The organism is Sporosarcina sp. P37 (genome assembly GCF_002109365.1).
Classification (GTDB): Bacteria; Bacillota; Bacilli; order Bacillales_A; family Planococcaceae; genus Sporosarcina.
Map to the genome: position 1 here is coordinate 3,154,889 of NZ_CP015349.1, position 12,843 is coordinate 3,167,731.

The following is a 12,843-nucleotide window of genomic DNA, read 5'->3' on the forward strand; positions in this document are numbered from 1 at the left end:
TAAATGAAGACATTGCAAACTGAATTGATGAGAAGCGGGCTGGCTGATCCGGTCGTGGTGAAGAAGAAAGAAACCCAGAAAACACAACCCATTTTCACCAGGCGAGAGCTGGAAGAATTGATGGGCACTCGGAGAGATACATACAAGCGAGTCAATGGAGCGGTACGCAGAAAATAAAAGGGGGCTTCAGGATGAACGAATTATTGAGCAATATAAATGGTAAAGCAACACAGGCGGCAGTAGAGGACGTATTAAGACAGTACCGAACCTACATGCTGACGACACCCGAAGAGATGATGCCGGCTATTACGGCAAAATATACACTTGAGATGCCTAATTTCTCGAATGTGAAGCAGTCTTCTGTTGAGAATGCAGCCGTTAAAATAGCTGATTCAGAAACCAAGTACCTCCGCTTTTTAAAATGGTTCAACTTGGGGTATTTCAAGTTGACGACGATTGAAAGGCAAATAGTCTTTATGGCTTATTTGGACGCAGATCCGCTGTATAACTATGAAATCTATACAGAGTTACGAATGTCAGAGAGCAAGTATTACAGACTGCGGCGCCGAGCCTTGTTCAAACTGGCGATAGGCTTGAGAATCGAAGTGTACGAAAGCGAGGAATAGGATATGAATTTTGTTCAGCCAATCCGTGATATTGAAAAGGTCCGGGAAGTCCGTTCTATTCTGAAACAGAAGAGTGATCGTAACGAATTGCTCTTCTGTTTTGGCATATATACCGGCCTGCGTATATCCGACATCTTGCGTTTGAAAATAAAAGATGTTCGGGGGAAGAGTGCACTGATGGTGCGTGAACAGAAAACAATCAAGACGAACCGGGCGAAAAGAATTCCCGTCATGCCTGAACTGCAAAAGATGATAGAAAGATACGTAGCCCATATGCCTGATGACGAATACTTATTCAAAAGCAGGCAAGGACGCAATAGCCCGATCACTCGTGTGCAAGCATATAACATTCTGCGAGACGCAGCCCAGCAGGCAGAACTAAAGGAGATTGGGACACACACGATGCGCAAAACATTTGGCTATCATATTTATCAGGCCACAAAGAATGTTGCGCTACTGCAGGATATATTTGGCCATAGTTCAGAATATATCACACTCAAGTATATCGGAGTGAACCAAGACGCTATTGAAGCTGCATACAGAATGCTAAAATTTTAAGAGGGGTACCTGTTCATTTTCTGGGAAATATAATCGCTTTGACGTCGCTTATGCGGCGTTTTTTATTTGTCCTGTTTACGGAAGCGACCACCTGATTTTTCGCACGAAAACTAAATGGGGACTTTACTTCGTTAAAGAGTTATACATAATTAAGAGCTGTAAAACTCACGGAATGAATAAGGGGCAAAGTATTGTGATGATTAGGTTTTCTGCTAGTCCTTCACATTAACAGAATATGTATTATGTTAATGTGAATAGAGGAGACAGAAGATACCAAATCAATCATATGAGACTGTGTGTGACAGAAATGTGGGAGACTTTTGGGAGACTAATGACAGAGATTATGATTTTAGATGTGTTAAGATGATAGTGTGTTATAAATGTAATAGAGCGAATCAGTACGGCCCTCTGAAATATATTTGGAGGGCCGTACTTTTTTAATTATCGCACCAAGGTGCAGTATGAAAGGCTTTGTCCAATGAATTTATAATTTAATTGTGTGTAAAACGTAAACAATTTAAAAAAGCGAAGGGTCCTTCTGGCCAATAAAGACGCGGTGCGGGGCAGCGACTCGCCCGCGTTTTCTAGACACAAAATGGCCCGGAACGAGTCTTCCTTCCAAAGTGGGGTGTGAGAATGGCGAAGACGCCTGTTAATGATCTGGTAGTGAATACTACTGCCATAGCGAAAATGTTCAATCTGACAGAGCGCCGCGTGCGCCAGCTGGTGGAGGAAGGCGTAATTGCCCGGGTCGGCCATGGACGTTTTGATTTAATAGACACAGTAGGTAAATATGTTACGTTTCTAAAGCTTTCTGCTGAAGGATTGGATGAAAACGATGTAGTCGAATCTTTGGAATACGAAAAGTGGTTGCACGAAAAGGCGAAAAGAGAAAAAGCGGAGATTGAGCTCGCTCATATAAAGAATGAAATGCATCGTTCAGAAGAAGTTGAGAAAGTGCTCAACCACATGGTGATGGCATTCCGTTCGAAAATGCTGTCTTTGCCTACTAAGGTCGCCTTGATGCTCGTCAATAAATTCGATCCTAAACAAATCGAAGCAATTCTTGAACAGAATGTTCATGAAGCACTCAACGAACTATCAAACTATGATCCAGCATTGTTCATTGAATTGGTGGAGGATGAGAAAGATTTAGTGGAGGTAGTTGACGGTGATGCAAAAGCAGACGCTAAAGCTATTCCAAAAGACAGCTAGTTTAGTTGCCCCTCCTCCTAAATTGAAAGTTTCCGAATGGGCCGACAGGGAGCGAATCCTTTCTCAGGAGTCCTCTGCTGAATATGGCCGCTGGAATACTGACAGAGCACCTTATCAGCGTGAAATTATGAATGCTGTAAATGATGCCAGCATAGAAGAAATCATTGTGATGTCGAGTGCTCAAGTGGGCAAATCTGAGATTCTTAACAATATCATTGGTTACTTCATTGATTATGATCCTTCTCCTATGCTGATGGTGCTACCGACCTTAGAAATGGCTGAATCTTATTCCAAGGACCGTCTGGCTTCCATGATTCGTGATACGCCTGCATTGAGCAAGAAAGTATCAGATGCGAAAGCAAGGGATGGCAATAATACATTGCTTCATAAGAAGTTTGCCGGCGGTCATATTTCTTTGGTCGGTGCTAACTCCCCAGCTAGTCTTGCGTCACGTCCAATCAGAATTGTATTGGCCGATGAAGTGGATCGTTTTCCTGCTTCCGCAGGGACAGAAGGGGATCCTTTGTCACTCGCCCATAAGCGTACCAAAACATTCTGGAATCGAAAGAAAATATCAGTGTCCACTCCTACTGTGAAGCACGCTTCTCGAATAGAGGCGGAATATGAAGAGAGCACGATGGAGCAATGGTGTATATCCTGCCCGAGCTGCGGTCAGTTTCAACCATTTGAATGGACACAGATCCGTTTCGAGCCGGTAGGTATGGAGTGCCGTTTCTGTAAGGAACATCACACAGAAAATGAATGGAAATCGCGTGAAGGCAAATGGATTGCACGGAACGCTGCTTCAGGAAAGCGTGGTTTTCATATGAACGCCCTTGCATCACCATGGGAATCCTGGACAAAGATCATTAATGAATTTAAAGAGGCGAAGCGTAAAGGGACCGAAAATCTAAAGACATGGAAAAATACTACTCTCGGTGAAAGCTGGGAAGAAAATACGATAGATCAAGACCATGCAAAGCTTGTCGCACGCAGGAAGCGTTATGAATGTGATATTCCTGAAGGTGTGCTCGTTTTGACTGCAGGAGTTGACGTGCAGAACGACCGTCTGGAAATTGAAGTAGTAGGCTGGGGCGTCGATGAAATTAGCTGGGGCATCTCTTATAAGATATTTTACGGAGATCCTGGCCAGGATGCGGTGTGGAATCAGCTGGATGCGTACTTGCAAAAAGAGTGGCTTTGCAATGATGGTTCCCAATTATCGGTTACTGCTACCTGCATTGACAGTGGGGGTCACTATACAAATGAAGTATATGATTTCTGCAAAGACCGGGAGCACAGGAGGATTTTCGCCATTAAGGGGAAAGGCGGTACCGGTGTTGCTTATATCAATAAGCCGTCAAAGGTCGGCCGTCAAAATGTCCACCTATTCACGATAGGGGTCAACGAAGGGAAAGATTTGCTTTATTCAAGATTGAGGAATGAATTTGAAGAGAAGCCTGGTTATTGCCATTTTCCGATTGAACAGGAAAAGGGATATGACGAGGCTTTTTTTATTGGACTTACATCTGAGTATAAGAAAATTCGGTTCATCAACGGGCAGCCGCGTCATGAATGGGTGAAGAGAACGTCCAGCGTGCGGAACGAACCGTTGGATTTACGTAACTATGCCACGGCAGCGCTTAAAATCTTAAATCCTGACTTGCAGTACTTAAAAGACAACAAACTGAACGGCAGTGTGTTCCGTCAATCGACCAAAAGACGAAAAAGAAAACGAAAAATGGTTTCGAAAGGATTGTGAAATATGGCCTTCTCTGTAGTAGAAGTGAAAAAACGTCTGCAAATTTGGCTGGATGCTGAGGAAGCAATCGCCAAAGGGCAGAGTTACATGATCGATAACCGGCGATTGGAACGTGCCAATCTAGGCCAGGTCCGCGAACAAATCAAGTTTTGGCAACGCGAGCTTGTAAAAGCCGAAGCAGCCATGACCGGTAAAGGTAGCCGGCGTGTTACCCGCGTAGTTCCTAGAGATTTATGAAAGAAGGTGGAGTTGAGTGAATGTTATTGATAAAGCAATTGCTGCTATTTCACCTGAACGTGCGCTAAAGCGGGCAGGAGCGCGTAAACAACTGCAGCTTCTCAATACTGGCTACTCCAACAGCGGCGCCAGTAAACGAAAGAAATCTATGCTTGGGTGGATTTTTAAAGGCGGCAGCCCGAAAGAAGATATTGACGATAACTTGGATACACTGCGGGAACGTTCACGTGATCTTTTTATGAACACACCTCTCGCCACTGGATCATTGAAAACCATGCGAACCAATGTTGTAGGGGCCGGCTTGAAATTGAATTCTCAAGTGGATTATAAATTTCTTGGAATGAGCGAGGAGCAAGCAGAAGAATGGCAGACAAAAGTGGAACGCGAATTTTCAATTTGGGCTGATTCCTTAATGTGCGACTCCATGCAGATGCAAAATTTCTACGGATTGCAGCAGCTGGCCTTTCTATCCTTTCTTATGTCAGGAGAAGTATTCGCTTTATTGCCGTATCAATATCATAAACAGCATTATTACGGACTGCGCATTCAGTTAATTGAAGCAGATCGCGTCTGTTCTCCTGCAGGCGCAGCGGAAAGAATACTAAACGGCATTGAGCTGGGTTCTTTTGGTGAGGTAACTGCTTACCATATCGCAAAAAACCACCCACTTGGGATGTCTTCGATTCGAAATGAATGGGTGAGGGTAGAAAAGTTCGGAGCCTCTACAGGAAGGCAGAACGTCTTGCATTTGATGGAATCCGAACGGCCGGAGCAGCGCCGCGGCGTACCGATCCTGTCGCCGGTCATTGAGAGTCTGAAGCAGCTGGATCGTTATTCGGAAGCGGAGCTGATGGCCGCCTTGGTTTCTGCCCTGTTTACCGTGTTTATCGAGTCGCAAGACAGCGGTGAACGATCCTTTGGAGAAGGCATTCCTGAAGAAGATCGGATAGATGATGAGGACGATACCAGTTATGAACTGTCACCCGGCGCAATTATTTCCCTTGCTGAAGGAGAAAAGGTGACTACGACGAATCCAGGCAGGAACAATGCGGCGTTCGATCCGTTCGTCGTCTCGATTTGCAGACAGGTCGGAGCAGCCTTGGAGTTGCCTTATGAGCTGTTGCTCAAACATTTCACATCTTCCTATTCAGCTTCACGCGGAGCCCTGCTGGAAGCGTGGAAAATGTTCAAGATGCGGCGTTCTTGGCTGGCAGCCCATTTTTGCCAACCCATCTATGAAGAATGGTTAACGGAAGCAATTTTACTTGGCCGTATAGATGCCCCTGGCTTTCTGGATGATCCGCTGGTTCGCAAGGCGTACGCTGCAGCTGAATGGAATGGACCGTCACAAGGTCAGCTGGATCCGTTAAAAGAAGTGAATGCTGCGGAGAAGCGTGTGCTGAATGGATTCTCTACACGCGCCAAAGAGACAGCAGAAATGACTGGCGGGGATTATTGGCGGAATCATCAGCAGCGGGTGAGGGAAGAGCGCTTGCGTCGTGAAGAAGGACTGGATCTGGCTTATGAAAAAATGAATCGAGAGGAGGTGAAGGAAGATGAAGATTGATATTAAGGGGCCTATCATCAATGATTCTGATCAATGGATCTATGACTGGTTCGATATACCGGCCACCAGTCCAGGAAAAGTGAGCGCGTTGATCGAGAAAGCTATCCGCAATCAGGATAACGAACTGACAATTGTCATTAATTCTGGTGGCGGCAGTGTGTATGCCGCTTCGGAGATGTATACAGCTCTTAAATCGTTTGCCGGGAATGTAAAAACACAGATTGTTGGCCTGGCTGCATCAGCCGCTTCCATTCTTGCAATGGTTGGCCACACGGAAATATCACCTCTTGGCCAGTTAATGATCCATAACGCTTCTACAGGAGCGCATGGTGATTATAACGAAATGGACGATACGAGTGACTTTTTGCAAAAGGTGAATAAAACAATCACCAATGCGTACCGGGCAAAGACTGGTAAATCGGAAGAAGAATTACTTGAAATGATGAATAACACGACATGGATGACGGCCGGCGAAGCGAAGGAAATGGGATTTGTCGACGCCATCATGTTTGAAAGTGAATTTGGCGCTGTAGCAAATGCTGAGCAGCCGGAACTGGTAAATGGAATCATTCCTAAAAAGGTGATTGATCAGCTTCGACAGCAATTGAAACAAGATCCAATCAATAAGGCTACAAATTCAGCAGAGAAAAAAGGGGGAAACAAACCGATGGATATGGAAACATTGAAAAATGATCATCCTGAATTGGTGAATCAATTAGTTCAGGCAGCTGCGAAAAGCGAACGGCAGCGTATTCAGGAAATCGAAAATATTGCGGTTCCAGGAACAGAGGAAATAATCAACAAGGCGAAGTTCGAAACAGGAATTTCTGCAGCGGAAACTGCTATGGAAATCCTGAAAAACGAAAAAGCAAGAAAAGCTGAAATGCTGAACAATATTCAGCAAGATGCAAATCCGCTCAATCAGGTGGAAAACGGTTCTTTGCCGCAGAAAAGTGAAAATATCGATGACTACGTGAATACGATTTTGAATAATACAGGATTGATGGGAGGGAAATAATATGGCACGTTATTTTGAGTATGAAAACTTACTGGCAGGCTATCAATCACATGTCGTAACAGAAGCGATTACGGTAGCTGCAGAACAAGAGTTGTCTGTAGGACAGGTATTTGCTTTGAACGAGGCAAGCGAGGCTGTGGCAGTTTCCGGCGTGCTTACAGCTGACGATGTGTATGGCATTATGGCTGATGCCGTTGCTACAGCTGCGGGAGAAACGAAAAAAGCTGTTGGATATGTGGCAGGCGAGTTTAATGCGAACAAAATCATTTTGCCCGCAGACGCCGATGCGGCTTCTTACCGGGTGGCACTAAGAAACAAAGGTATTTATTTACGCACTGCCATTGCTGCAGATGTACAGGGGGAGGAATAACTGATGGCAAATACAATTGATATTTTTGAACCGCGCACGATGCTGAAATTCGTGGAGCGCATGGCGAAGCCGAGTACATTTCTGCGCGACACGTTCTTTAAGGGGCGGGAATATTCCGTAACGGATAAAGTCGATATCGACATGAAAAAAGGCAGCCGGAAAATCGCTCCTTTCGTCAGCGAAAAACTGGGCGGCAAACTGGTTGAAAACTCTGGTTTCAAGACCGAAACGTTTGCTCCGCCGTTGGTTGCCCCTTTCAAAATTACGACAGCTGCGGATATCATGAATCGTTCGATGGGCGAGAATATTTACTCTGCTAAGGCACCGGACGAAAGAGCCGCGGAGAAATTGGTGAAAGACTTAGCGGAGCTGGAAGAAATGGTGACACGCCGTGAGGAATTAATGTGTGCTCAGGCATTGTTCGAAGGGAAAATCACTGTCGTAGGTGATGGGCTGGATCATGAAATTGATTTTAATTTCACGAACAAGGAGACGTTGTCAGGAACTGATTTGTGGTCTGACCCTGCATCTGATCCAATTGCTGACCTGAAACGATATCAGCGTGTGGTACAGCAACGCGGCCATGTAACTGCTGATACAGTTATCATGGCAGCGGATGTGGTGGACACATTCATCAACCATAAAAAAGTGCAGGATATCCTGAATTTGCGGCATTTAAAAGTAGGAGAATTGGAAGTGCTTGATCTTCCGAACGGCGTGACGTATATCGGGCATATTCCAGGCGTCGGAAAAATCTATGAATACAATGAGTACTATTTGGCTGACGATCAAACGATGAAGCCGATGGTACCGGATGGAACAGTTACCCTGCTGTCGACGGCTGCGGAATTCTCGATGGCATACGCTGCTATCACACTCGTAAAAGATGGTCAGTTCACTACATTCGAGTCTGAGCGTGTTCCGGATACGTGGACAGAAAAGAATCCTGCCCGTCAAATTGCACAGCTTAATTCAAAGCCGCTGCCTATCCCGAAAGAAGTGGATAGCTGGTTTGTGGCGAAAGTGAAATGAGGTGAATGACTATGATCCGTGCAATGGAAAATATTCGTCATAACCAGGAAGTCTTTAAAAAAGGTTCACTCATTGATGGTCTGTCCAGTGACGAAGCAAAACGGTTAGTGGCGCTGAAATCAGCTGAGTATGTGATCTCTCCTGAAGAAGAACTAGATATTCAGACAGCAAAAACAGAAATCAACATTGATCCTGAGCTTTTCGAAGAGCTGCGTGCCGCGTTAGATGAGGAATATAATGCAGAGGAATTGTCCCGTGAAGCAAAAGCAGCAGGCGTCGACCTTACGGGTACTACTACGAAAAAGGCGGTTATTGAAGCAATCATTCGCCAGGGCAAAGCAGATGATCTGCTGGAGGAAGCTTCCGATGAATAAAACGTTTAAAGACTTCGCATTCGAAGACTTGGACGTTTTTTTTAATTTGGAAGAACTGGCAGACATGCATGAGCTGGATGGCGAGATGATGCCGACGGTCGTAGTAGCTACAAAAGCGGATGAAAAATTAGGTGGCGTATCTCGTGACCAAATGTATTCTTCGCAAGAGGTCTTTAAAGAATACAAAACTATTTACGTCAGATCTTCTGATTACTATATTCCGAAAGTAGACAGCAGAATTACACTGGATGGGACGGATTATTATGTCGAGGAAACATCCGATGAATCCGGTGTGCTCAAAATTATCGTTTCGGCAAATGAAAGCTAGGTGATAGCAAATGATCACATTAGATCTTCATAAGGTAGAAGAAATTGAAAGATTGCTAAGCCAAACGCCCGATCAAGTGAATAGGGTGCTTGCGATAGCGATTAATAGTTCTGCTTCGCACGGAAGGCGTCGAGCGGCCAGCGCTGTCAGGAAAGAGTATGTGGTAGATAGACTGGGAGCCATGCAGGATTTGAAGATGATCCGTGCGACCCCTGGGTATCTGCGTGCTGAACTGAAATCAGTCGGCACACCAATTGCTTTATTCAAGTTCGATACGATACCCAAATTTCCAGACGCAGCAAAAGTGCGGGCGAGAGTGAAAAGGGCAAGTGCTCATAAAAATATCGAAAGCGCTTTTGTCGCACAAATGAGAAGCGGCCATATCAATGTCTTTGAACGAGTAGGAAAAAGCAGGACACCTATCAAAGGCCTTTACTCCCCGTCTCTTCCGCAAATGTATGGAAACGATGATGTCATCAAGGACGTCGAGCCTGAAGTGGAGAAGCGGCTTGATCAAGAATTGACCAAGCTACTGGAAAGAATGTTGTGGGGGTAAGCGATGCACTCATTAAATATTGTTGACGATTTAGTAAAGTTCATCGGAGACTCACTTTCATATATGGAGCTTCAGACAAAAGACGAAACAATAACCAAAGCGCCTACCGTCTATGATGGGTACTTGCCTCCTAAGCAAAACAGAAGACGAGGCGGGGAAGACACAGAACAAGAGGATTACCCTTTTGTCATTGTACGTTATCTGGGCGAAACAGATGAAATACATGAAAAGAACAGAATTCGATTCAGGCTGCTGATCGGAACGTACAGCAAAGATGAGCAGCATGGATGGCGGGATACATTGTCCGTCATGAATAGAATCAAGTTTGCATTGAAAGAACAGCAAGTGATTGGTCCAGTGAATCTCACAGGCAAAATCGATTCTGCTCTTTTTGAAGAACAAATGCGGCCGACTTGGCATGGAATCATGGAGGTCGAGTTTGAAGCGCCGCAAATCCAATGGAATAGGAGTGTTTGGGAAGATGAGTAAAGCAAAAGAAAGCAATCCGGAAGAACCGGTATTGAAAAAAGAAAAAGTAGTGAAAGAGGCATCTGCTCCAATTCAGGCAGATGTCTTTATTTATGTCGGCCCGACTTCTAAGCGTCTGACCCGTTACGCTTCATTCACAAATGGTCTGCCTACACACTTGGAAGAACATTTCACAGCCTGCCCAGTGCTGCGGAAGCTGTTCATTCCAGTTGAAGAATTTATGCAGTTCGAACAGCACGTCACTGACAGTAGTTCAGTTGAATACATGCTTTTCCAAAAAGCATCAGATTATTTTAAAGGGGTGAAAGAATAATGGCATTCCGTCATGGATCGCGCGTCACAGAAGCACCTACTTCCTTAATGTCGCCTGTTGTAGCAACCGCAACGCTTCCAATTGTTTTTGGAACCGCTCCTATTCATTTGGCCAAAACGCGCGAGCACGTTAACGATATTGTAGTGGCCTATTCATTTCCTGAAGCCCAGGCTGCTCTGGGATATTCAGAGGACTGGAAAAACTATACGCTATGTGAAGCGATGGATGCTGCGTTCAGGCAATTCAATGTGGCACCAGTCGTTTTCGTGAATGTTCTTGATCCGGCAAAACATAATGAGCCAGGCACCGAAGACGCGGTAGTTGTGAATAAGAAGGCAACACTGCAGGCAAAGGACATTCTGCTTGAAACGTTAGAGGTGAAAACGGCGGAGGGGTTGCCTTTGGCTACCGACGAAGACTATGTGGCCACATTCGGGGATGACGAAAAAGTAACGATTGCTTTGTTTTCGGATGCTCAGACAGTCACTGCTACTTACAGCCGGCTGACACCAGAAGCTGTTACGAAAACAGAAGTGATCGGAGGATCAGACGTCGACACTGGTAAATTGAAAGGACTGGAGCTGCTGAATGCTGTATTCCCAAAAACGGGTATGGTGCCTGGCCAAGTATTGGCTCCTAAGTTTTCGAAAGATCCTATGGTAGCGGCGGTAATGAAAGCCAAAGCTTCTGTTATCAATACGTACTTCCGAGCCATTGCATTGAATGACATTGATACTAAGCAAGCAAATGTCTATACCAAAGCGAATGAATGGAAAACTAAAAACAACTACACGAGTGAAAAGGAAATTGTCAACTGGCCATTAATCGGTTTAGGTGATCATGTCTATCATCTCTCTACACAGCTGGCCATGCGCATTATTAAAACAGCAGCGGATAACGGAGACTATCCTCATGAATCTCCATCGAACAAAAGCTTATCCATGAATAAGATGCTTGTCGAGAAAGAGGATGGCACGTATGACGAAGTGGATCTCGGTCCAGATCAGGCAGAACTGCTGAATAGCCAGGGTATCGTTACGGCACTCAACTTTATCGGCGGGTTCAAGGCATGGGGGAACAATACTGGCGCTTTTCCTGCTAATACGGACGTGAAGGATATCTTCATTCCCGTGCGTATTACGCATAACTGGCTTGCGAACAGTATTATTTTGACTACTTGGAGCAAAGTGGACGGCCCTATTCGAAATCGCTTAATAGATTCCATTGTGGACACAATGAATATTTGGCTGAACGGGCTGCAGTCTCAAGGTGTGCTGTTGGGCGGCAGAGTCGAATTCCGTCAAGAAGATAATCCGAAAACTGATTTAATTAAAGGGAAATTGCGTTTCCGTTACTTTGTTGCGGAACCGACTCCTGCCCAGGATATTGAAAATATCTTGGAATTCGATGCTAACTATTATGACTTGCTATTTGCTGAATAAGAGGAGGGAAACTTATGAGTATTATTCCAGAAAAAATGAATGATTCACGTGTATACGTCAATGACAGTCCGGAATATAAAGGCATTGCAGATCTGCAATTGCCTTCTCTGGACGCAATGACGGAGACTATCAATGCTGCAGGAGTGCTCGGTGAGTACGAATCACCAAACATCGGTCATATGCAGTCTGCGAAACTGACAATCAACTGGACTTCGACGATTGATAAAAAAATGACGGATTTCTATAAGCAAGAAACTATCAAGGTTGATTGCCGACTGGCGGATCAGCGCTATGATTCGAATGCTGCAAAACATACGTTTATTGCTAATCGTGTGCTTGTGATCGGGAACGTTGTAAAGCACGATCTTGGAAAGGCCGCAAAAGGAAGCCCGTATGACGGTTCTTCAGAAATCGAAGTTCTGTATGTAAAAGTGGAAAGCGACCAGGAAACGCTTCTTGAGTATGACCGGACAAATTATATTTATAAAGTGGATGGCAAAGACGTGCTGGCTGATCTTCGCGCTGCACTTGGAATGTAAAGGGAGGAAATAGACATGAATGAAGTGAAAAATACGACAAACGAAACAGTGCAGGAGGAACAAACGGTAATCCATATGCCGTTAAAAAAACCGATTAAGGTTGATGGCAAGGAAATCAGCGAGATGACGCTGGATTTTTCCAGCATGAAAGGAACCGATATTTTAAGCATTGATCAGGAGCTACGTATGGAAGGCCATCCTGCGGGCTTTGACAATATTTTTAATCAAGAAGTACTTTTAAAACTGGCATCCCGGGCAACGGGTATTCTGCCGGATGATTTGAATAAGATGTTCGCACCGGAATTTTTGGAGGTTATGCTACAAGTCCGTAATTTTTTCATCCGGTGGTAGGAGACGAGGGAGCCCAGGCGTTTAGAAAAACGTTTCTGCGGCTCTCTTCTTTTTCCTATACACCGA

18 protein-coding genes are annotated in these 12,843 nt (G+C 44.9%); all 18 read left to right on the top strand.

Features of this window, described 5'->3' with window-relative positions; all coding sequences use genetic code 11:
• The first annotated feature begins 3 nt into the window (after positions 1 to 3).
• Positions 4 to 177, top strand: a complete 174-nt coding sequence (locus SporoP37_RS17145; protein ID WP_099662703.1) for a hypothetical protein — start codon at positions 4 to 6, stop codon at positions 175 to 177.
• Between the two features lie 14 nt (positions 178 to 191).
• A complete protein-coding gene (locus tag SporoP37_RS15775) occupies positions 192 to 626 on the top strand; it encodes an ArpU family phage packaging/lysis transcriptional regulator (RefSeq protein WP_085431438.1) in 435 nt (144 codons plus the stop codon).
• A 3-nt stretch (positions 627 to 629) separates the two neighbouring features.
• Positions 630 to 1,184, top strand: a complete 555-nt coding sequence (locus SporoP37_RS15780; RefSeq protein ID WP_085431440.1) for a site-specific integrase — start codon at positions 630 to 632, stop codon at positions 1,182 to 1,184.
• Between the two features lie 636 nt (positions 1,185 to 1,820).
• A complete protein-coding gene (locus SporoP37_RS15785; protein WP_085431442.1) occupies positions 1,821 to 2,399 on the top strand; it encodes a hypothetical protein in 579 nt (192 codons plus the stop codon).
• 127 nt (positions 2,400 to 2,526) lie between these two features.
• Positions 2,527 to 4,161 (top strand): phage terminase large subunit family protein, encoded by a 1,635-nt coding sequence (locus SporoP37_RS15790; protein WP_443028436.1) that lies wholly within the window; start codon positions 2,527 to 2,529, stop codon positions 4,159 to 4,161.
• Between the two features lie 3 nt (positions 4,162 to 4,164).
• On the top strand, positions 4,165 to 4,398 hold the full coding sequence (locus SporoP37_RS15795; protein ID WP_232329778.1) for a DUF6148 family protein: 234 nt from the start codon (positions 4,165 to 4,167) through the stop codon (positions 4,396 to 4,398).
• A gap of 16 nt (positions 4,399 to 4,414) precedes the next feature.
• A complete protein-coding gene (locus tag SporoP37_RS15800) occupies positions 4,415 to 5,965 on the top strand; it encodes a phage portal protein (protein WP_085431456.1) in 1,551 nt (516 codons plus the stop codon).
• The gene (locus SporoP37_RS15805; RefSeq protein ID WP_085431457.1) at positions 5,955 to 6,983 is read left to right on the top strand and encodes a head maturation protease, ClpP-related; all 1,029 of its coding nucleotides are present in this window, start codon (positions 5,955 to 5,957) and stop codon (positions 6,981 to 6,983) included. Before SporoP37_RS15800 ends, SporoP37_RS15805 begins: the two co-directional genes overlap by 11 nt.
• A gap of 1 nt (position 6,984) precedes the next feature.
• Entirely contained in the window at positions 6,985 to 7,353 is a 369-nt protein-coding gene (locus SporoP37_RS15810) for a head decoration protein (RefSeq protein WP_085431458.1), read from the top strand.
• A gap of 3 nt (positions 7,354 to 7,356) precedes the next feature.
• Positions 7,357 to 8,385, top strand: a complete 1,029-nt coding sequence (locus SporoP37_RS15815; RefSeq protein WP_085431459.1) for a major capsid protein — start codon at positions 7,357 to 7,359, stop codon at positions 8,383 to 8,385.
• 11 nt (positions 8,386 to 8,396) lie between these two features.
• Positions 8,397 to 8,759: a hypothetical protein gene (locus SporoP37_RS17335; protein WP_158233562.1), complete on the top strand. Its 363-nt coding sequence runs from the start codon at positions 8,397 to 8,399 to the stop codon at positions 8,757 to 8,759.
• Entirely contained in the window at positions 8,752 to 9,087 is a 336-nt protein-coding gene (locus tag SporoP37_RS15820; RefSeq protein ID WP_158233563.1) for a hypothetical protein, read from the top strand. The genes SporoP37_RS17335 and SporoP37_RS15820 overlap by 8 nt, the downstream gene beginning before the upstream one ends.
• A gap of 10 nt (positions 9,088 to 9,097) precedes the next feature.
• The gene (locus tag SporoP37_RS15825; RefSeq protein ID WP_085431461.1) at positions 9,098 to 9,643 is read left to right on the top strand and encodes a phage tail protein; all 546 of its coding nucleotides are present in this window, start codon (positions 9,098 to 9,100) and stop codon (positions 9,641 to 9,643) included.
• 3 nt (positions 9,644 to 9,646) lie between these two features.
• Positions 9,647 to 10,132, top strand: a complete 486-nt coding sequence (locus SporoP37_RS15830; RefSeq protein ID WP_085431463.1) for a hypothetical protein — start codon at positions 9,647 to 9,649, stop codon at positions 10,130 to 10,132.
• Positions 10,125 to 10,445 carry a hypothetical protein gene (locus SporoP37_RS15835; RefSeq protein ID WP_085431465.1) on the top strand — a complete coding sequence of 107 codons (321 nt, stop codon included), beginning with the start codon at positions 10,125 to 10,127 and terminating at the stop codon, positions 10,443 to 10,445. The genes SporoP37_RS15830 and SporoP37_RS15835 overlap by 8 nt, the downstream gene beginning before the upstream one ends.
• Positions 10,445 to 11,887, top strand: a complete 1,443-nt coding sequence (locus SporoP37_RS15840; protein ID WP_085431467.1) for a phage tail sheath family protein — start codon at positions 10,445 to 10,447, stop codon at positions 11,885 to 11,887. The genes SporoP37_RS15835 and SporoP37_RS15840 overlap by 1 nt, the downstream gene beginning before the upstream one ends.
• Positions 11,888 to 11,901: 14 nt before the next feature.
• Entirely contained in the window at positions 11,902 to 12,426 is a 525-nt protein-coding gene (locus SporoP37_RS15845) for a phage major tail tube protein (RefSeq protein WP_085431468.1), read from the top strand.
• 15 nt (positions 12,427 to 12,441) lie between these two features.
• Positions 12,442 to 12,777 (top strand): phage tail assembly protein, encoded by a 336-nt coding sequence (locus tag SporoP37_RS15850; RefSeq protein ID WP_085431470.1) that lies wholly within the window; start codon positions 12,442 to 12,444, stop codon positions 12,775 to 12,777.
• The last annotated feature ends 66 nt before the right edge of the window (positions 12,778 to 12,843 follow it).

Coding starts and splice junctions, on each gene's coding strand:
- SporoP37_RS15785 (WP_085431442.1), top strand. CDS start 1,821: ATGGCGAAGACGCCTGTTAATGATCTGGTAGTGAATACTACTGCCATA.
- SporoP37_RS15840 (WP_085431467.1), top strand. CDS start 10,445: ATGGCATTCCGTCATGGATCGCGCGTCACAGAAGCACCTACTTCCTTA.
- SporoP37_RS15795 (WP_232329778.1), top strand. CDS start 4,165: ATGGCCTTCTCTGTAGTAGAAGTGAAAAAACGTCTGCAAATTTGGCTG.
- SporoP37_RS15850 (WP_085431470.1), top strand. CDS start 12,442: ATGAATGAAGTGAAAAATACGACAAACGAAACAGTGCAGGAGGAACAA.
- SporoP37_RS15820 (WP_158233563.1), top strand. CDS start 8,752: ATGAATAAAACGTTTAAAGACTTCGCATTCGAAGACTTGGACGTTTTT.
- SporoP37_RS15830 (WP_085431463.1), top strand. CDS start 9,647: ATGCACTCATTAAATATTGTTGACGATTTAGTAAAGTTCATCGGAGAC.
- SporoP37_RS15805 (WP_085431457.1), top strand. CDS start 5,955: ATGAAGATTGATATTAAGGGGCCTATCATCAATGATTCTGATCAATGG.
- SporoP37_RS15780 (WP_085431440.1), top strand. CDS start 630: ATGAATTTTGTTCAGCCAATCCGTGATATTGAAAAGGTCCGGGAAGTC.
- SporoP37_RS15835 (WP_085431465.1), top strand. CDS start 10,125: ATGAGTAAAGCAAAAGAAAGCAATCCGGAAGAACCGGTATTGAAAAAA.
- SporoP37_RS15775 (WP_085431438.1), top strand. CDS start 192: ATGAACGAATTATTGAGCAATATAAATGGTAAAGCAACACAGGCGGCA.
- SporoP37_RS15815 (WP_085431459.1), top strand. CDS start 7,357: ATGGCAAATACAATTGATATTTTTGAACCGCGCACGATGCTGAAATTC.
- SporoP37_RS17145 (WP_099662703.1), top strand. CDS start 4: ATGAAGACATTGCAAACTGAATTGATGAGAAGCGGGCTGGCTGATCCG.
- SporoP37_RS15825 (WP_085431461.1), top strand. CDS start 9,098: ATGATCACATTAGATCTTCATAAGGTAGAAGAAATTGAAAGATTGCTA.
- SporoP37_RS15790 (WP_443028436.1), top strand. CDS start 2,527: ATGAATGCTGTAAATGATGCCAGCATAGAAGAAATCATTGTGATGTCG.
- SporoP37_RS17335 (WP_158233562.1), top strand. CDS start 8,397: ATGATCCGTGCAATGGAAAATATTCGTCATAACCAGGAAGTCTTTAAA.
- SporoP37_RS15845 (WP_085431468.1), top strand. CDS start 11,902: ATGAGTATTATTCCAGAAAAAATGAATGATTCACGTGTATACGTCAAT.
- SporoP37_RS15810 (WP_085431458.1), top strand. CDS start 6,985: ATGGCACGTTATTTTGAGTATGAAAACTTACTGGCAGGCTATCAATCA.